Origin of the sequence: Corynebacterium massiliense DSM 45435, assembly GCF_028609805.1 — a bacterium.
GTDB classification, from domain to species: Bacteria; Actinomycetota; Actinomycetes; order Mycobacteriales; family Mycobacteriaceae; genus Corynebacterium; species Corynebacterium massiliense.
The window spans coordinates 924792-944026 of sequence record NZ_CP063189.1 but is presented as its reverse complement, the minus strand read 5'-3'; the positions used below and the strand labels follow the sequence as shown (position 1 = coordinate 944026).

At 65.0% G+C, this 19235-nt stretch carries 19 protein-coding genes; 2 read left to right on the top strand and 17 right to left on the bottom strand.

All coding sequences use genetic code 11. The features are described from left to right. Positions 1-28: 28 nt before the first annotated feature. The 17 genes from CMASS_RS04485 to rho form a co-directional block, all read right to left on the bottom strand. Positions 29-310, bottom strand: coding sequence for a hypothetical protein (locus CMASS_RS04485; protein WP_084684359.1), 282 nt, complete (start codon positions 308-310; stop codon positions 29-31). After that, positions 311-1003: an endonuclease NucS gene (gene nucS, locus CMASS_RS04480; RefSeq protein WP_022862461.1), complete on the bottom strand. Its 693-nt coding sequence runs from the start codon at positions 1001-1003 to the stop codon at positions 311-313. A 78-nt stretch (positions 1004-1081) separates the two neighbouring features. Continuing rightward, positions 1082-1627, bottom strand: a complete 546-nt coding sequence (locus CMASS_RS04475) for a DUF2550 domain-containing protein (protein ID WP_022862462.1) — start codon at positions 1625-1627, stop codon at positions 1082-1084. 182 nt (positions 1628-1809) lie between these two features. After that, positions 1810-2181 carry a F0F1 ATP synthase subunit epsilon gene (locus tag CMASS_RS04470; RefSeq protein ID WP_022862463.1) on the bottom strand — a complete coding sequence of 124 codons (372 nt, stop codon included), beginning with the start codon at positions 2179-2181 and terminating at the stop codon, positions 1810-1812. Between the two features lie 10 nt (positions 2182-2191). Then, positions 2192-3646, bottom strand: a complete 1455-nt coding sequence (gene atpD / locus CMASS_RS04465; protein ID WP_022862464.1) for a F0F1 ATP synthase subunit beta — start codon at positions 3644-3646, stop codon at positions 2192-2194. 3 nt (positions 3647-3649) lie between these two features. Further along, the gene (locus CMASS_RS04460; protein WP_022862465.1) at positions 3650-4612 is read right to left on the bottom strand and encodes a F0F1 ATP synthase subunit gamma; all 963 of its coding nucleotides are present in this window, start codon (positions 4610-4612) and stop codon (positions 3650-3652) included. A gap of 60 nt (positions 4613-4672) precedes the next feature. Then, complete coding sequence (gene atpA, locus CMASS_RS04455; RefSeq protein ID WP_027018543.1) at positions 4673-6313, bottom strand: F0F1 ATP synthase subunit alpha; 1641 nt, start codon at positions 6311-6313, stop codon at positions 4673-4675. A gap of 124 nt (positions 6314-6437) precedes the next feature. Next, complete coding sequence (locus CMASS_RS04450; protein WP_022862467.1) at positions 6438-7253, bottom strand: F0F1 ATP synthase subunit delta; 816 nt, start codon at positions 7251-7253, stop codon at positions 6438-6440. Positions 7254-7259: 6 nt separating this feature from the next. Further along, the gene (locus tag CMASS_RS04445; RefSeq protein ID WP_022862468.1) at positions 7260-7832 is read right to left on the bottom strand and encodes a F0F1 ATP synthase subunit B; all 573 of its coding nucleotides are present in this window, start codon (positions 7830-7832) and stop codon (positions 7260-7262) included. A gap of 44 nt (positions 7833-7876) precedes the next feature. Continuing rightward, positions 7877-8113, bottom strand: a complete 237-nt coding sequence (locus CMASS_RS04440) for an ATP synthase F0 subunit C (RefSeq protein ID WP_022862469.1) — start codon at positions 8111-8113, stop codon at positions 7877-7879. 102 nt (positions 8114-8215) lie between these two features. Then, positions 8216-9013, bottom strand: a complete 798-nt coding sequence (atpB, locus tag CMASS_RS04435; RefSeq protein WP_022862470.1) for a F0F1 ATP synthase subunit A — start codon at positions 9011-9013, stop codon at positions 8216-8218. Between the two features lie 285 nt (positions 9014-9298). Further along, positions 9299-9745: a Cg1360 family ATP-synthase-associated protein gene (locus tag CMASS_RS04430; protein WP_022862471.1), complete on the bottom strand. Its 447-nt coding sequence runs from the start codon at positions 9743-9745 to the stop codon at positions 9299-9301. 11 nt (positions 9746-9756) lie between these two features. Further along, positions 9757-10914 carry a glycosyltransferase family 4 protein gene (locus CMASS_RS04425; protein ID WP_022862472.1) on the bottom strand — a complete coding sequence of 386 codons (1158 nt, stop codon included), beginning with the start codon at positions 10912-10914 and terminating at the stop codon, positions 9757-9759. A gap of 3 nt (positions 10915-10917) precedes the next feature. Continuing rightward, a complete protein-coding gene (locus tag CMASS_RS04420; RefSeq protein ID WP_022862473.1) occupies positions 10918-11592 on the bottom strand; it encodes an L-threonylcarbamoyladenylate synthase in 675 nt (224 codons plus the stop codon). Positions 11593-11609: 17 nt separating this feature from the next. Beyond that, entirely contained in the window at positions 11610-12548 is a 939-nt protein-coding gene (locus CMASS_RS04415; protein WP_022862474.1) for a N5-glutamine methyltransferase family protein, read from the bottom strand. A 3-nt stretch (positions 12549-12551) separates the two neighbouring features. Further along, on the bottom strand, positions 12552-13628 hold the full coding sequence (gene prfA / locus CMASS_RS04410; protein WP_022862475.1) for a peptide chain release factor 1: 1077 nt from the start codon (positions 13626-13628) through the stop codon (positions 12552-12554). Further along, the gene (gene rho / locus CMASS_RS04405; protein WP_022862476.1) at positions 13628-15568 is read right to left on the bottom strand and encodes a transcription termination factor Rho; all 1941 of its coding nucleotides are present in this window, start codon (positions 15566-15568) and stop codon (positions 13628-13630) included. The genes prfA and rho overlap by 1 nt, the downstream gene beginning before the upstream one ends. Positions 15569-16093: 525 nt before the next feature. Between rho and CMASS_RS04400 the strand changes: the two genes are divergently transcribed. Together CMASS_RS04400 and moaA are read left to right on the top strand one after the other, a co-directional pair. Then, complete coding sequence (locus tag CMASS_RS04400) at positions 16094-17995, top strand: long-chain fatty-acid--CoA ligase (protein WP_022862477.1); 1902 nt, start codon at positions 16094-16096, stop codon at positions 17993-17995. Between the two features lie 54 nt (positions 17996-18049). After that, positions 18050-19192, top strand: a complete 1143-nt coding sequence (gene moaA, locus CMASS_RS04395; protein ID WP_022862478.1) for a GTP 3',8-cyclase MoaA — start codon at positions 18050-18052, stop codon at positions 19190-19192. Positions 19193-19235: the final 43 nt, after the last annotated feature.

Sequence of the window (19235 nt, the reverse complement as noted above, 5' to 3'; positions counted from 1 at the left end):
GGCGGCGATTCTACCTGCCAGGGTTCCTTTACCGGTTCTGCCAGCACCGGGTGTGCCAGTGCCGCCGGTCCTCGCCGCGATCTACCGGCCAGGCCACGATGTGGCTCATACGCGGCGGGATATACGAGTTGCACCCCGGGCAGATATACGTCTTTTGCGCGCTCGCCGCGCCCATCGTCCGTTCAATGTAGGGCCGACCGAAATCCCACCGCGGCCCCTCCACCTGGCGGGCGCCGAAAAACGCGCCGCCATCACGCGGCAGAGTTCGCCCGCGGGGCTTGGGCTTCGCGCGACGATTCCGGCGTGGCATTTAAAACAACCGCAATTCGTTCGTCTCGATGCCGCGTAGGTCCTCGTAGTCTAGGACCACGCACCGGATCCCCCGATCCTCTGCCAAAGTCCGGGCCTGCGGCTTGATTTCCTGGGCGGCAAAGACGCCCTCCACCGGCGCCAGCAACTCATCGCGGTTGAGCAAATCGAGGTACCGGGTCAACTGTTCCACGCCGTCGATACCGCCACGGCGCTTGACCTCGATGGCGACGAAGCGCTCGTTGTCGTCGCGCGCCATGATGTCGACCGGGCCGATCGCCGTGGGGTATTCGCGGCGGACGAGCGAGTAGCCATCGCCAAGCGTGGTGATGTGCTCGGCCAGAAGTTCCTGGAGGTGGGACTCCACGCCGTCTTTGATGAGGCCCGGATCCTCCCCCAAATCGTAGGAGAAGTCCTGGTACACATCGTGCAGGGTAATGCGGAGCTGCTCGCCCTTGGGGCTTTCCACCAGCCACAGGCGCTCACCGGTATCGGCGTCATCGATATCGGTGATGCTCGACTCCGTCAGCGTGCACGGCGGCGACATCCAGTTAAGTGGCTTGTAGGCCCGGTCGTCGGCGTGGACGGACACGGACCCATCGGCCTTCACGAGGATGAGACGGTCTGCTTCCGGTAGGTGGGCTGCGAGCCGACCGACGTAGTCAACCGAGCAGCGGGCGATGACAAGACGCATGCGCCCTACCCTACTTCCCGGGCCCGTACTGACCGAAGCGCGGGGTGGATGGCTATGCGAGCGCGGGATATGCGGGACTTACACAGCACCAGCACCGTTGTCCCGGGAGCTCGCCGTGCGGGTGCCCGTAGAGCGGGTGCCCGTGGATCCGGTTGCCGTGGTGCCCCGCCCGCGGTATGACCGGGCACGCAGGCGGGCCAGATCCGTGCGCTCCTGCCGCGGCGAGGGCGCGGATTCGATCCACGCGTTGAGCGCCAAGGCCGAGTCCGGCTCTAGGGCGATCTCCACGTCCTGCGTGCCGATGCGAAGGTGCACAGCCTCCGCCGGCTGGACAATAAAAGACGCCTCGTCATCATCCAGCGGACGGGTGCCCACGTAGGTGACAACTCGGCGGTCAAATCTCATATCGCACGACGGGTTCAGCGATCGCAGCTTGTAGAACTCCATGTCTTCCCCGCTATAGCGGATGACCCCATGGCGCCAGCCGCGGGTGTCCCCCGCCGGCAACGTGCGCACCAGCACCTGGGTGCCCCGGGAGCGGTGGGAGAAAAAGCGGATGGCCGCGAGCAAGACGACGATGCCGACGGCCAGCAGTAACGCGCCGATGAGACCGAAAATCACCATGTGCCGCACAGCTACGTCGCCTCCTTTTCCCAGCGCCACGTAAGAGTTGAAAGTAATGGGTCAGATTTTATCGCTCGCCTGGAGACCTCGCTAGCGAATAGAAAAATCCTCCCCGCGAGTTGTGCGGGGAGGATTTTTCTAAAGTGCTGTGAGAGTAGAGGGCGGCGGCGCCGCCCGGTTAGTTAACCCTCGCGTGAACGACGGAGCGCGCGGAGTGCGGCTTCGCCCTGGGAGCGAGTCAGCTCGTTGTCCGACTGCGCGTCCTCGGTGGCCTGCTTCTCGTCGACCTCGTTGGCCCAGATGGCCCAGTCGGCGAGAACGGTGACCTTCTCATCGGTCACGGAGAGGAAGCCACCTTGGACCGCGGCGACGCGGCGGTCGCCATCGGTCGGGCGGAAAGTCACGACGCCGTTGTCGACCAGCTGGCCGAGCATCGGCTCGTGGCCCGGAAGCACGCCGATCTCACCCTCGGCGGTTTCCGCGGTGACGATGCTGGCGGTACCCGACCACAGCATGCGCTCCACAGACACCAGTTCAACGGTGATGTCAGCCATGTGCCGCTCCCTACTTCTTCTCGGTCAGCTTCTTGTACTCGGCGTGGAGGTCGTCCAGACCGCCGATGCCGTTGAACGCCTGCTCCGGGTAGTGGTCGAACTCGCCGTCGCAGATGCGCTCGAAGGCGTCGATGGTCTCCGTCAGCGGCACGTAGGAGCCCTCCAGGCCGGTGAACTTCTTCGCCACGAAGAAGTTCTGGCCCAGGAAGCGCTCGATGCGGCGTGCGCGCTGGACGGTGATCTTGTCCTCTTCCGAGAGCTCGTCCATACCCAGGATGGCGATGATGTCCTGCAGCTCCTTGTTCTTCTGCAGGATGCCGATGACGCGCTGCGCAACCTCGTAGTGGTGATCGCCGACGATGCCCGGCTCGAGGATTCGAGAGGTTGACGTCAGCGGGTTCACCGCCGGGTAAATACCCTTCGAGGCGATGGAGCGGTCCAGCTCGGTGGTCGCATCCAGGTGGGCGAAGGTGGTCGCCGGAGCCGGGTCGGTGTAGTCATCGGCCGGCACGTAGACCGCCTGCAGGGAGGTAATGGAACGACCCTTGGTCGAGGTAATACGCTCCTGCAGAACACCCATCTCGTCAGCCAGGGTCGGCTGGTAACCGACGGCGGAAGGCATGCGGCCCAGCAGGGTCGACACCTCGGAACCGGCCTGGGTGAAACGGAAGATGTTGTCGATGAACAGCAGCACGTCCTGGTTCTGCACATCGCGGAAGTACTCCGCCATGGTCAGGCCGGACAGGGCCACGCGCATACGGACTCCCGGCGGCTCGTCCATCTGGCCGAAGACAAGTGCGGTGTCCTGCAGCACGCCCATCTCTTCCATTTCCAGGAAGAGGTCGGTGCCCTCACGGGTGCGCTCGCCAACGCCGGCGAACACGGAGGTACCGGAGAACTCGCGGGCGATACGGGTAATCATCTCCTGGATGAGAACCGTCTTGCCCACGCCGGCGCCGCCGAACAGGCCGATCTTGCCGCCCTTGACGTACGGGGTCAGAAGGTCGATGACCTTAATGCCGGTCTCGAGGATCTCGGTCTTGCCCTCGAGCTCGTCGAACGGCGGCGGGTCACGGTGGATGCCCCAGTTCTCGCCGTCGCGGCCGAGACCCGGCTCATCCAGGCAGTCGCCCAGGGCGTTGAAGACGTGGCCCTTGACCACGTCGCCGACCGGAACGGAGATCGGGCCGCCGGTGTTGGACACCTCTGCGCCGCGAACCAGGCCGTCGGTCGGTGCCATGGAGACGGCACGGACCAGGTTGTCACCGAGGTGCTGAGCGACCTCGAGGGTGATGGTCTTTTCCACCGCCGCGAGGTGAACCTCGACGGTCAGCGCGTTGTACAGCTCCGGCAGCTCGCCGCGCGGGAACTCCACGTCGACGACCGGACCGATGACACGCACTACCCGCCCAGCGGCGGCCGAGGACTTGTCGTCCTCAAGCTTTACAGCAGTAGCTGAAGTCATAATTTAGTCACTTTCTGCGCTTTCGGCGAGCGCGCCAGCGCCACCGACGATCTCTGAGATTTCCTGAGTAATCTGCGCCTGACGTGCCTGGTTGGCCACACGGGAGAGATCCGTGACCAGCTCGGAGGCGTTGTCAGTAGCAGACTTCATGGCGGTACGGCGGGATGCGGACTCCGAGGCGGATGCCTCGAGGAAAATCGCGTACAGCACGCGCGAAACGTACTTCGGCAGCAGCCCGTCCATCAGCGTATCGGCGTCCGGCTCGAACTCGAAGTCCGAACCGGTCTCGGCCGCAGCGGCCGAATCCCCAGCCGCGTCCGCAGCATCGTGATCGCCCTTAACCGGCTTCACGGGCAGCAGCTGCTGCACGCGAGCGGTCTGGGTCAGCATCGATTCGAACTCGGTGTAGACCACGTGCACCTCGTCGAAGCCGCGCGGGTTGGAAACGCCCGCACGGTCCTTCGCCTGCGAGGTGGAGCCAGCCAGGAAGCCGTCGACCACGTGGTGACGGACGTCGTGGGTAGCTTCCCAGGACGGATCCTGGGAGAACCCGGTCCACTGTCCCTCGATGTGCTCGTCGCGGAACTGGTAGAAGCCGACGCCCTTGGCACCGGTGACCAGGCGGACGACCTCCAGGCCGCGCTGTTCGAGGAGAGCCTCCAGCTGCGCAGCCTTCTTGAACACGTTGTTGTTGTAGCCGCCGCACATGCCGCGGTCAGAGGACACGATGACGACCGCGGCCACGCGGGCGTTCTCGCGCTCCTTCAACATCGGGTGATCAAGGGAGCTGTTCGCTGCGAGGCGCTGCATGACGTTGCCCATTTCCTGGGCGTACGGCTGCGAAGCCTCGACGCGCGCCTGCGCCTTGGTAATGCGCGAGGTCGCGATAAGTTCCTGCGCCTTGGTGATCTTCTTGGTCGAGTTCACCGACCGGATGCGGTCGCGCAACTCACGAAGACTTGCCATGGTAGTGCTCCTCCCTTCTTATTCTTCTCGGCGATTGATGTAGAGCAGTCCGAGACTTTTCTACTTGGTCGCCTTGCGGGAGACGCCGAGCTCGGTCTGGTTGACTTCGCTCTCGTCCATGGCCTCGACCGGTGCTTCCGTGCCCAGGGTGTTGCCCTCGGAGGTGCGGAAGCCGGACAGGAAGCGCTTCGCCTCGGCGGTGAGCTTTTCCTTGGACTCGTCGTTCAGCGGAACGCCGCCGCTGATCTGGTCGTAAGCCTCCGGAACGGTCGCGTTGAGGTGATCCTGGACCTCCGTCTCAAAGCGGCGCACATCCTCGACGGGAACGGAGTCGAAGATGCCCTGGTCCGCCAGGAAGATGGAGACCATCTGGTACTCAACGGCCTGCGGTGCGTGCTCCTTCTGCTTGAGCAGCTCGACCAGGCGAGCGCCGCGCTCCAGCTGAGCCTTGGACGCGGAGTCCAGGTCAGAGGCGAAGGCGGCGAACGCCTCCAGGTCGCGGTAAGCAGCGAGGTCAAGACGCAGGTTACCGGCAACCTTCTTCATGCCCTTGGTCTGTGCGGCACCACCGACACGGGACACCGACACACCGACGTTAATAGCCGGGCGAATGCCCTGGTTGAACAGGTCAGACTCGAGGAAGACCTGGCCGTCGGTAATCGAGATGACGTTGGTCGGAATGAAGGCCGAGACGTCGTTTGCCTTCGTCTCGATGATCGGCAGGGCGGTCAGCGAGCCGGCGCCCATGTCATCGGAAAGTTTGGCCGCGCGCTCCAGCAGACGGGAGTGCAGGTAGAAGACGTCGCCCGGGTAAGCCTCGCGTCCCGGCGGGCGGCGCAGCAGCAGCGAGATGGCACGGTAGGCCTCTGCCTGCTTGGTCAGGTCATCGTAGATAACCAGGACGTGGTAGCCCTGGTACATCCAGTGCTGACCCAGGGCGGCACCGGAAAACGGTGCGAGCCACTTGAAGCCGGCCGAGTCAGACGCCGGGGCAGCCACGATGGTGGTGTAGTCGAGCGCGCCGTGCTCCTCGAGGGTCTGGCGCACGCCGGCGATGGTCGAGCCCTTCTGACCGATAGCGACGTAGATGCAGCGGACCTGCTTGTCCTTGTCGCCGGACTCCCAGTTCGCCTTCTGGTTAAGGATGGTGTCGATGCACACCGAGGTCTTACCGGTCTTACGGTCACCGATGATCAACTGACGCTGACCACGGCCGATCGGGGTCATCGCGTCGATGGCCTTCATACCGGTCTGCATCGGCTCTTCGACCGGCTGGCGCTGCAGCACGGACGGTGCCTGCAGCTCCAGGACGCGGTCTTCTTCGCCCTTGACGTCGCCCAGGCCGTCGATGGCCTGACCCAGCGGGTTGACGACGCGGCCGAGGAAGTCATCGCCGACCGGGATGGACAGGACCTCGCCGGTGCGGCGAACTTCGTCGCCTTCGGCCAGGGATTCAAAGTTACCCAGAACCACGACGCCGATGGAGTTGGTGTCCAGGTTCTGTGCGACGCCAATGACGCCGTTCGGGAACTCGAGCAGCTCGTTCGCCATGACAGACGGAAGGCCACTGACGTTGGCAATACCGTCTGCTGCCGAAGTAATCACGCCGACCTCCTCACGGGAGGCCTCCGCGGAGTAGCTCGAGGTGTAGTTCGCAATCGCGCTACGGATCTCGTCAGAGGAGATCGTCAGCTCCGCCATGTTCTTCCTACTCTCGGTAGATTCGTCCAGCACTTACTTAATTAAATCTGTCGTAGTCGACGACTGTCGGCAACCTTTCCTAGGGGCTACCCGCTCGTCCGCACCAGGTGTGCGAGCGAGTGCCCTAGGCGCTCATCGCGGTCCGCAGGCGGGCGATCTTGCCCTGGATGGAACCGTCGATGACCTCGTCGCCAACGCGGATCTTCATTCCACCGAGGAGGCTGGGATCAACCTCTGTGTGGATGGAGACCGCACGACCGTAAATCTTGCCCAGCTTCTCGGCGAGTACTGCCTGCTGGTTGTCATTCACATCCCGAGCGACTGCCACGTGGGCGATGGTGCGGTCACGCAGGTCTGCGGCCTGCGCGGCCAGCGCGGCCACGTCGTCGATCGAGTTCTTCTCGGGTCGGCCGATGGCCTGCAGCGCAAGCGCCTCGGCGAACATCGAAACCTTGCCGTAGAGAACGTTTGCCAGCAATCCGCGCTTCTTCGCGGAAGAGGCAGTGCGGTCGGAAAGCAGCTGGGTCAGCTCACCCTCGCGGTCCAGGACGCGGGACAGTTGGAACAGCTCGTCTTCGACCTGCTCCAGCTGGCCCTGTGCCTCGGCGCCGCGCAGCAGGGCGCGGTGACCGATGGTGGAAAGCCCGTTGACGAATTCCTTACCGGTCGACCAGTTCTGCGCGACAGCGTCGTTCAAAACCTGCAGGGTCGACTCGGCGACCTTCGAACCGAAGAGCTCGCGGACGAGAGACTGGCGGGCCTCCGCGGGCGCGGCGTCATCGGTCAGCGCAACACGCAAGTCACGGTGATCGTCCAGCACACCGACGACCTCGAAGAGATCGAGGCCGGTCTGTGCTGCAGCCTGGACGTCGTGCTCGCGCAGGTATCCGTCGAGCTTTTCCTGGCACTGAGCGAGTGCTTCGCGGCTAGCTGCCTTCATAGATCCCTACTTTCCGGCCGGTGCCACGTTGTCGAGCTCGGACAGGAAGTTGTCGATCGTCTGCGACTGCTTCGAGGAATCGGACAGCTCGCCACCCAGCAGCTTCTCTGCCAGGTTGATGGAGTTCTGTCCAATGTCGTTGCGCAGGTCGCCGACCACCTGAGCGCGGGAAGCGGCCAGCTGCTTCTCGCCGGCGGCGATGATGCGCTGTGCCTCTTCCTCGGCCTGTGCTCGAGCTTCTGCCTCGATCTGCTTGCCACGCTCGCGTGCCTGCTCGCGGATCTCGGCGGCTTCAGCGCGGGCATCGGCAAGCTGGGCGTTGTACTTCTCCAGCGCTGCCTTTGCCTCGGCCTGCTGAGCCTCAGCACGCTTCATGCCGCCTTCGATCCGGTCCTCGCGCTCCCGCAGCAGTTCTTGGAAGTTCGGAAGAACGAACTTCCAGAAGACGAGCAGGATGATGACGAACGCGACGAGAGACCAGAAGATGTCATAGCCCTTGGGCAAAAGGAGGTTGTTGCCTCCCTCCATCGGGAGCTCCTCCCCTCCTTCCGCCGCAAGGAAGAAAAAGACGTTGTTCATGAGTCTCCTGTCAGTAAAAGGGGTTTCTTAGGAAATTCCGCTTTTTAGAACAGGAAGCCGGCAACCAGGCCGATCAGGGCCAGTGCCTCAACGAACGCGATACCCAGGAACATGGTGGTACGCAGCTGGCCAGCCATCTCCGGCTGACGTGCCATGCCCTCAACGGTCTTGCCAACGAGGATGCCGATGCCGAGGCCCGGGCCGATGGTGGCGACGCCGTAGCCGAGGGCGCGGAGGTCGATGGCGGTGTCTGCTGCCTGAGCCAGGATGATGTCGTTCATGAAAGTCGTTCCCTTTCGATGTTTCCCGCCCCGGCGTGACTGCCCGAGGCGGCGTGATGGTGAAAATGGGGTTATTCAGTTGGCCGCGTTGTTCGCGCGTGATTAGTGCTCGTCCGCGTGCAAGGAAAGCTCAATGTAGACCGCCGTCAGCAGGGCGAAGATGTACGCCTGCAGGAAGATGACGATGATCTCGTAGAGCGTGAACAGGACTGCGGCGAGCACGGTAACACCAGACAGTGCGGTCCACCCATTCAGCTGCCAGAAGAAGAAGTTGGTCGCCGAGTAGAGGAGCACCAGAATGATGTGGCCAGCCAGGAAGTTCGCCATGAGACGAAGTGCCAGCGTGACCGGTCGCAGGATGAACGTCGAGAAGAACTCGATCGGCACAACAAGTACATGCAGCGCCGGCGGCAGGTTAGGGATAACCACCGACGACTTCATGAACTTACCGAACCCATAACGCTTAGCGCCCGCGTAGATCATGGCGATGTACGCCGCGGCAGCCAAGACGATTGGCATACCGATGCGAGCGTTCGGCGAAATGTTGAGCAACGGGATGATCGTCGAAACGTTCATGAACAGAACGGCGAAGAAAATGGTCGCCAGCAACGGCAAGAAGCGGCGGCCTTCCTTCTTCCCCAGAATGTCTTCGGCGATGTTTACCCGCACGAAATCGAGAGCGATTTCAGCGACGTTCTGCAGACCCTTCGGAACCAGCTTGGGCTTCCAAAAGGCTGCGACGAAAAGGAGCACCAAGATCGCCGTCATAATGAGGCGGACGATCATGATGCGATCCAGCGCGAACCACCCGTTGGCTACGTCACCAAACAGGATGTGGCCGAAAGTTTGCCCCGGGAAAAGTTCTGGATCCAGTTCGGGCGAGTGGAAGTCACCCTTCATGGCCAATGTTGTAACGCTCAGCGTTCTCTCCCGTGTTCGGGCCGTACCGAAGAACCTTCAGTACGGTGCGATGGACGTCTCAAACTCTCTACCGCAGCAACGAGACTCCGTCGCACATCAGCGAAGCTGCGGCAGGGTTTCACCGCGACGTTTAATCACGCTCAATCACACCGTCATTGCAGGTCATAGTTCCTGCGCCGACGCTGTGTATGATTTCCGCGGTAACCCGCAGGACATCTTAGCAGTCAGCCCGCGATTTTTGGTTTCCGGGGGCACCATAAGAATTTACTGGGAGGACACGTAGGTCGTGCGGGTAGACACTGTCGCCCACACCTCTGCTCCGAGCACTGCGACAAGCGCCAGGACCACCGTGGTCAGAAGCGCCCCGCGGTGGAAGAAGTCGAGATCGCGGATGAACAGCAAGACGATGACGAGCAGGACAATCTTGAGCAGCCAGCCGCCCAAGACCACCGCCATCGTGGTTGACGGGGATGTGCCAGCGGTCAGCAGAACTGACAGCGCGGTGAGCAGCACGAAGCCGCCGCCAATGGCGGCGCCTATCACCACGCCCCACAGGCCAGGCGCGCCGCCGACAAGGCCCCACACCACGAGAGAGATGACCGTAAAAGCCGCGAGCGCTAAGGCGCCGAATTTCACCGCCCGCACCAGCGGACGGCGCTGATCCTCGAAGTCGGTGTCCGTATCCAGGCTGGTATTAGTAGTCGAATTCACGGGCCATTACCCTACCGCACCGAATGCGCGCGGGTATGCCGACCGATCTTGCCCGCCCGCAGCGGGATGAGCGTGACGCCGATGGCCGCGAGGATGGCGAGCAGGCTGATGGCCGCCGCGATGGGCGCTGGCACCAAAGAGAAACTCACCGCACCGAAGGCCACCGCGGTCACCCAGAGGTAGATGACCAGCACCGTGCGGCGGTGCGTGTGCCCCAAAGACAGCAACCGGTGGTGGATGTGCAGCTTGTCCGCCGCGAACGGTGACTTGCCCTGCGCGAGCCGGCGCACCACCGCCCACACCAGATCCAGCACGGGGATAAACACCGCGGCTGCGACCACGATGAGCGGGCTCATCAGCGCCACGAGATCCGCAGCGCCGTACAGGGACATGTTGATCTTCCCGGAGGCCGAGGTGGCCGCCGCGGCCAGCAGCAGCCCGATGAGCATGGAGCCGGAATCGCCCATGAAAATGCGCGAGGGTTCAAAGTTGTGGGGCAAAAAGCCCGCGCACACACCGACCAAGCCGGCGGCAATGATGGCCGGCGGGTACGCCGAGACCGTGCCGCCCTGGTCGTGCAACACCGTCAGCGAGAACACCAGAATGGCGGCGCCGGCGATAAGCCCCAGACCGGCGGCGAGCCCATCGAGCCCGTCGACGAAGTTCATGGCGTTGACAAGGATCACGGCGAAGACCGTGGTCAAGATTGTGGACTGGAACTGATCCAGGACCACCGTGGTGCCGCCGCCCACCGGCACGAAGAGCAGGGTCCACGAGACACCAAGCCCCGCCAACACCGCCGCGGCCACGAGCTGGCCGAGCAGCTTCACCACGGCGCTGAGCTCAAAGAGGTCATCGACCACGCCCACCGCCACGATGGCGAGCGCGGCCCACACCACCGCGGTCATCTCCGGGGTGACGGGCATGAACCCGCGGGTAAGGGCGGGCAGCTGCGCGGCCAGGAAGATAGCGCCGCCGAACCCGAAGAGCATGGCCAGCCCACCCAGCCGCGGGGTCGGCTGGGAGTGGCTATCGCGCTGACGAATCTCCGCCACCCGGCCGCTGCGCACCAGAAAGGAACGCACGATGCCCGTGGTCAGATACGTCAGGACGGCGGCCACCAGAATGACCAGCCCGATTTCCCGAAGCGGGACGCCGGCACTGCCCACAGGTTACCGCCCTTCGCCCGGGCGGGTGCGCAGCTCCGCGGCGTCCATGCCTAAGACCTCGCCCAGCCGCTCGGCGCTAATCGCGCCCTCGCGGAGGATGTACGGGCGCGGGCCGGACAGGTCGACGATGCTCGACGGCTTGCCGATGGCCGCCTCTCCCCCGTCCAAGTAAACGTTGACGGCTTTACCCAACTGCTGTTTCGCAGCGATGGCCGTCGTCGGCGGGGTCTGGCCGGAGATATTGGCGCTGGAGACCGCCATGGGTCCGACCTCGCGGAGCAGTTCAATGGCGATGGGGTGCAGCGGCATGCGCAGCATCACCGTGCCCCGGGTATCGCCTAAGTTCCACGGCAGCGACGGCGCCTCCGGCACAACGATGGAAAGCCCACCCGGCCAAAAGGCTTCCACGAGACGCTGGGTCTTTTCCGGGTACGTGGCCACCAGGCCGCGCACGGTATCCCACGAACCGACCAGGACCGGCACCGGCATATCCGGGCCGCGGCCCTTCGCTGCGAGGAGGTTGGCCACTGCCTCGTTATCGAAGGCGTCGCAACCAATGCCGTAGAGCGTGTCCGTCGGGGTCACCACAAGCCGGCCCGACTTGGCGGACTTCACCGCCGCGGCCATCCCGGCGGCGCGCTCTTGTGGATCCGAGCAATCGTAAATCTTGCCTTGCACTTACTCTCTCCCCTTGCCTAAATGTCCGTGCCTAGTCGGCGCTCAAGTTTACGCGCGGTGACAAAGCGGTCGACCCCGGTGAGGTCCGCCAGCGGCGCGATGTCGGTGAACTGCCCACCGGCAGCGAAACAGTCGCGCACCGCAGCGGAGGTCGTGTCATCGTGCTCCACCGCCGCATAACCGCCGGAGCGCAGGAGCGTGGCGATGACCGGCACCATCCCCCGGATAAGCCGCATACCGTCCGCGCCGGAAAAGACCGCCATGTCCGGATCCGCGTAGACCTCCGGCGGGAGATCCGACGACTCCGGAACGTACGGCGGGTTGGCCACCACCACGTCCACCTGCCCGTGCAACGTGTCCAGCAGCATCAGGTCGGTCGCATCGCCGTGGATGACCTCCACGCCGTGTGGCTCAGCGTTTTGGCGGGTATACGGCAGCGCGTCCGCGGACAGCTCAACCGCCAGCACCCGCGCCGCCGGTACAGCGTGGGCGATATACGCCGCCACGGCGCCCGACCCGGAACACAGATCCACCACGACCGGCGCCGGCGCCGCGTCGCTTCCCGCCGCTAAAGCCTGCGCTTGGCGCGCGCCCCAGTCCGCCAAGGACTCGGTCTCCGGGCGCGGGATGAACACGCCGGGGCCCACTGCGATGTCCAGCGGCCCGAAAGGGGCCTGGCCCAGGATGTGTTGCAGCGGCTCGCGGGTCAGCCGGCGGTCCACCGCGGCCCAGAAGCCTTCCGGCACGTCGTCGTAGAACATGGTGTCCAGCGGAGCGCAGCCTAGAAGGTGGGCGGCGATGAGGCGGGCATCGTAAAGCGGGGATGCGACTCCCACCGCCTGCAGCTCGGCCGCCGCGTGCCGGAGGGCGGCGGGAAGTGTCTCGGGGCGCGCGGCCGCAGCCTTCCCGCCCCGCTCCCCGGCTCCGCTCTCGCCTGCGGTGTCGGCGTCCGCCACCGACTAGCCCTCCGCCTCGAGGCGATCGGCGCGCTCCTGCGCCTGCAGCGCGGTGATCAGCGCGTCCATGTCGCCGTCCAGAACGGAGTCCAAGTTGTTGGCCTTGTAGCCGATGCGGTGATCGGTAATGCGGTTTTCCGGCCAGTTGTAGGTGCGGATGCGCTCGGAACGATCCATCGTGCGCACCTGGGAGGCGCGCTGATCGGCGGTCTCGGCGTCGCGGGCCTCGCGCTCCATCTGCTCCAGGCGGGCCTGCAGCACCTGCATGGCGCGGGCCTTGTTCTGGATCTGGGAGCGTTCTTTCTGGCAGGTGACCACCAGCCCGGTGGGCAGGTGGGTGATACGCACGGCCGAGTCGGTCGTGTTCACGCCCTGGCCGCCCTTACCGGACGAGCGGTAGACATCGATACGCAGGTCCTTTTCGTCGATGTGGACCTCTTCCGGCTCCTCCGGCTCGGGGAAGACGAGCACGCCCGCGGCCGAGGTCTGGATGCGGCCCTGGGACTCGGTGACCGGCACGCGCTGCACGCGGTGCACGCCGCCCTCGAACTTGAACACCGACCACGCACCGTCGCGCGACGGGGTCTTGGACTTCACGGACAACGTCATGTCCTTGACACCGCCGAGGTCGGAGTCCGTAATGCCGAGTACCTCCCAGGTGAACCCGGCCTTATCGGCGTAACGCTCGTACATGCGCGCCAGCTCACCGGCGAACAGGGCGGCCTCTTCACCGCCGGCGCCGGCCTTGATCTCCATGATGACGTCCTCGGAGTCCTGCTCGTCGCGCGGAGCGAGCAGATCGGCGAGCTTTTCCTCCAGCTCCACCACGACGCCTTCCAGGCGGTCGGCCTCGGCCTGGAAATCGTGATCCTCGTAGGCCATTTCCTTCGCGTCGTCTAAGTCGGTGCGCGCCTGGGTTAGGTCGTTATTGACCTGGATGATCGGGCGCAGCTCGGCGTAGCGCTTGGACAGCTTGCGGAACTGGGACTGATCACCCGCGATGGAGGGATCAGCCATCTGCATCTCGATGCCCTCGTACTCGGAGACAATGTCGTCTACGAGGGAAACCTGGCTAGCCATTAGGAGTAGTCCTCCTCGTCTTTATCGGCGGCCATCGGCGCGGAGCTGGCCACGCCCATGAGGAACTCACCGTTGGACTTGGTCTTCTTCAGCTGTTTGATCAAAAGATCGATGGCCTGCTGGGATTCCAGGCCGGACAGGATGCGGCGCAGCTTGGTCATGATGCGCGCCTCTTCCGGCACGAGCAGCAGCTCGTCCTTGCGGGTGCCGGACGGTTTGACGTCCACGGCCGGGAAGACGCGGCGCTCGGCGATGCCGCGGTCGAGCTTGAGCTCCGCGTTACCAGTGCCCTTGAACTCCTCGAAGATGACCGTGTCGCCGGTGGAGCCGGTCTCCACCATGGCGGTGGCGATAATCGTCAGCGAGCCGCCCTCCTCGATGTTGCGGGCAGCACCCAAAAAGCGCTTCGGCGGGTAGAGCGCGTTGGAGTCCACACCGCCGGACAGGATGCGGCCGGAGGCCGGCGAGGAGTTGTTGTACGCGCGGCCCAGGCGGGTTATCGAGTCGAGCAGGACCACGACGTCCTTGCCCTGCTCCACCAGGCGCTTGGCGCGCTCGATGGCGAGCTCCGCCACGGACGTGTGCTCTGACGGCGGGCGGTCGAAGGTGGAGGCGATGACCTCGCCCTTGACCGAGCGCTGCATGTCGGTGACCTCTTCCGGACGCTCGTCGACGAGGACAACCATGAGGTAGCACTCCGGGTTGTTCGTGGCAATCGCGTTGGCCACGTTCTGCAAGATGGTGGTCTTACCGGCCTTCGGCGGGGAGACGATCAGCGCGCGCTGCCCCTTACCGATGGGCATGATGAGGTCGATAACGCGCGTGGTCAGCACCTTTGGCTCGGTTTCCAGCCGCAGGCGCTTGTTCGGGTACAGCGGGGTGAGCTTGCCAAACTCCGGGCGCTGCTTGGCCTGCTCCGGATCCATCCCGTTGACGGAATCGACGCGCACGAGCTGGTTGTACTTGCGGCGGTTGCGGCCGTTGCCGTGCGTGTGGGTCGCGCCGACCTTGACCTGGCCGGTCAGCGCATCGCCGGAGCGCAGCCCCAGCTTGCGCACGAGGTTGTGGTTGACAAAGACGTCGCTGGCACCGGCGCGGTAGCCGCCGGTGCGCAGGAACGCAACGTTGTTGTCCACCACTTCCAGGATGCCGCCGACGGCCTGCAGCTCATCGCCCTCGCGGATCTGCAGATCGTCTCCGCCGCCACCCCGGCCGCCGCGGTTACGACGGTTACGGCGGTTGCGGCGACCTCGGCGGCCACCGCGGTCATTACGGTCACCCCGGTCATTCCGGTCGCCGCGGCCATTGCCATTGTGGCCATTGCCGTTCCCGTTCCCGTTGCCGTCACCATTGTTCTGCTGACCGTTGTCGCCGTTGTCGCCACCGCGGTCATCGTGGTTGTTCCGGTTGTTCCGGTCATTCCGATCGCCCCGGTCACCGTGGTGGTCATTGCCAACCTTGTCGCCGGCGCCGTGGTCGTGGTTGTCCCCAGCCTGGTTGTTGCGCATGCGGTTGCGGCGGGCGCGACGGGCCTGCGCGCGGGTCTCATAGCGCGGGCGGTCATTGCCATCGCGGTCGTTGCCATCGCGATCGCGCCCCTCACGGTCGCCACCGTCGTGCCCGTCGCCGTTGTCCCGGCCCTTGGCGTCCTGGCCCTTGCTGTCACGAGCGCCGCCGTCGGAGTCGGCGGCCGGCGCCTTATCCCCTCGGTTTCGGCCGCGGGATTTCGGCTCTGCGTCTGCCTCGCCCGCTGCCGCATCGGCAGCCGCGGCGGCCGCGATCTTCTTCGCCGGGACCTTGCCGGTCTTGATCGCGGTGATGAGATCCCCCTTGCGCAGACCGGAGACGCCGCGGAGTCCCTTGTCGGCGGCCATCTTGCGCAGTTCCGGCAGTTTCAGCGATGCCAAGTCCTTGGCTGCGTTATTGTCCGTCTCGCTCACGGATGTCCTTTCGTCGCTTGACCAGCTGATACCGCACCGACGATGACGGCGTTGGCGCGGGTGGAAGCCATATGTGAAATTCGCGGTATATACGGCCCGTTTCGCCTCCAGGCGCAGATGGCCTGGCGGCTCGATTGGCCGAGTATGTGCAGTAACCCAAAAGCCTTTGCTGCTGTCTGCGTCCCGCCCCGCTTTCGCGTTGGGAAAGTACCTGTGCGAAACGAGGAAGAAAGGGAGAAACAGCGTGCGACAAAGACCGTAAGTCACTGTCTTGAAGTAGAGAGGTGACTGTGTGGCGTTCCGCGACGGGGCCTGGCCGAGCCGTGGAAATTTATCTTCCGGCGTTTCGACGTCCGGCCCCACACTGCGAGCTGCGGAGTCCTAGATGCGGCGAAGGACTTCAGTCGTTTCGTCGTCGCACCCAGCAGTCGCTCGACAGTATAGCCCACCGCCGCGCCAGACTCATCACCCACCGCCCCCTCAATGCGGCCAAATGTGTCGGCGCAGGCGGCTAGACTGATCGCCATGCTTTCGTCGATGCAGGACATCCCGCTGTCGATCACGCGCATCCTCACCTACGGCGCCTCCGTGCACGGCACTACCCCGGTCACCACGTGGCACGGGGAGCGCACCGCTGAGTCCGCGGATTCCCGTACCAGCGCCGGCGCCTTCTCGGGGTCCGGCCCACACCCCAGTGCCAACGCGGTGCCGATGAGCAGCTCCAGCTTCGCCACTGATGCCGACGACCCAGACACGCAGGCAGACCAGCGCGCGGAGCAGACCGACTTCGCCACCATCGGCGCCCGGGCCGCCGCTTTCGCGCACGTCCTGCACGACGAGCTCGGGGTCACTGGCGACGAGCGCGTCGGCTCCTTCCTCTACAACTGCGCGGAGCACCTCGAGGTGATGTTCGCCGCGGCCTGCAAGGGCGCGGTGTTTACTCCCCTGAACAAGCAGTTGATGAACGACCAGATCCGGCACATCATCAACCACGCGGAAATCAAGGTCATCGTGGCTGATCCGCGCATGGCTGCCCAGCTTGCGGAGGTGCTCGAGGGGGTCACGTGCGTCGACGCGGTCGTCTTCGTCGGCCCGCGGTCCGGGTCCGTCAAGCGCGTGCGTGCGCTTTTCGATGCCTCGGTGGCCGTCCACTCCTACGAAGAACTGCTCGACGGCCGCTCCACGGTGTACGAGTGGCCGGAGTTAGACGAGCGCACCGCCGCCGCGCTGTGCTACTCTACCGGTACCACGGGCGCGCCGAAGGGCGTGCTGTATTCGCACCGCTCCATCTACCTGGAGGCGATGCTGCTGCGCAGCTCCGATTCGTTGGCCATTACCCACGGCGAGCCGTTTTTGTGCTGCATCCCCATCTACCACGTGCTCAGTTGGGGCGTTCCCTTCGCGGCGTTTATGACCGGCACCCCGCTCATCCTGCCGGATGCGGACGTGTCCGCCCCGACGCTGGCGCAGCTCATTGAGACCACGCACCCGCGCGTGGCCCACGGCGTGCCCACCATCTGGCTCCAGCTCATTGTCTACTACCTGAAGCACCCGCCGAGCCGCATGTCGCTGACCGAAATTTACGCCGGCGGCTCCCCCGTCCCGCCGCGGCTTATCAAGGTGTGGGAGGAACAGTACGGCGTCGACGTCGTCCACGTGTGGGGCATGGTGGAAACCAGCACGGCCGGCACGGTGGCCCGCCCGCCCCGCGGCGCATCTGGCGACGCCCGCTGGGCCTACCGCGTCAGCCAGGGCCGCTTCCCCTCCTCGCTGGAGTACCGCGTGGTTAACGACGGCCAGGTGGTCGCGCCCACCGACCGCTATGCCGGCGAGATCCAGGTGCGCGGCAACTTGGTCACCGGCTCCTACTACCACTCGCCCACCTCTGAGGCGGGCGGCGCCGCCAGCCAGTTCCGCGGCAAGCCGACCGAGGACGCGACCAATAAGTTCACCTCCGACGGCTGGCTGCGTACCGGCGACGTCGGCTCGGTGACCGAGGACGGGTTCCTCACCGTCGAGGACCGCGCCCGCGACGTCATCCGCTCCGGCGGCGAGTGGATCTATTCCGTCCAGCTGGAAAACCTGATTATGGCCAACGACGAGGTGGTCGAGGCGGCCGTCATCGGCTACCCGGACGAGCGCTGGGTGGAGCGCCCGCTGGCGGTCACCGTCCTGCGTGACGGGGTCTCCGGCACCATCGAGACCGCCGAGCTACTCCGCGAGCGCATGCGCGACGAGCTTCCCAGCTGGATGCTGCCGGAGTACTGGACCTTCGTAAAATTCATCGACAAGACCTCGGTGGGCAAGTTCGACAAGAAAGATCTGCGCGGCCACCTCGCCGCCGGCGATTTCAACATCATCCGCCTCGCCGGCCCCGGCGAGGGACAGCGCGACGACGACAGCGCTTTCCTCGAATACGACGACTAGCCCCGTTGCGGACGCTTTCGGTTCCATTCAGCCTGCTCCTAAAATGGCGTTCCAATGACACAGCAGGTTTTTCTTCCCACCCCACGCCTGCGGAACACCGACGCGGATTCTTCCGCCCAGCCGGTTGATCTTCTGCCGGCACGCCCGGATGGCAGCCGCGCCTTGCTCGATCGCTTCGGCCGCCAGGCGCGCGACTTGCGCGTCTCCCTGACCGATAAGTGCAACCTGCGCTGCACATACTGCATGCCCGCAGAGGGCTTGGAGTGGCTGCCCAAGGAGCAGACGCTTTCCGATGCCGAGGTCATCCGTCTCATCACCCTAGGGGTGGAAAAGCTGGGCATTAGGCAGGTGCGTTTCACCGGCGGCGAGCCGCTGCTCCGGCGCGGCCTCGCGGACATCATCGCCGCGACAAAGAGCCTGACCACCGACGAGGGCGCCGCCCCCTCCACCGCACTGACCACCAACGGGCTGGGCCTGGACAAGAAGGCCCAGGTCCTCGCCGGTGCCGGGCTGGATCGCATCAACGTCTCCCTCGACACCATCGACGCCGAGCGCTACCAATCGCTTACCCGGCGCGACCGGCTGTCCGGTGTTATCGCCTCCCTCGACGCGGCGGCCGCGGCCGGCCTTCACCCCATCAAGGTCAACGCGGTGGTCATGCCCGGCGTCAACGAGGACGACATCGTCCCCCTCGCCCAGTTCTGCCTGGACCGCGGCCTTAATCTGCGGTTTATCGAGCAGATGCCGCTAGGCCCGCGCGAGCAGTGGGACATCGATGAGATGATCACCGCCGACGACATCCTCGCCCGCCTGCGCGACCACTTCCGCTTGTCCCCGGCGGTCGCGCCGCGGGGTTCTGCCCCCGCCGCCCTGTGGGACGTGGCAGCCCCTGCCGGCGCCGCCACGGGCGCAGCAGGCGCGGGCGAGACGATAGGCCAGATCGGCATTATCGCCTCGGTGACCCGCCCGTTCTGCGCGGATTGCGACCGCACCCGGCTTACCGCGGACGGCATGGTCCGCAACTGCCTGTTCGGGAACTCGGAGACCAACCTGCGCGACCTGCTGCGCGCCGGCGCGAACGACGCGGACATCGCCGCAGCCTGGGCCGGGGAGATGTGGCGCAAGAAGCCGGGCCACGGGATCGATGACGAAGGTTTTCTCCAACCCGACCGTCCTATGGCAGCCATAGGTGGATAATGGTCGTGTGAGGCAAACGGGAGAAGCCGAAAGCCACAACCGC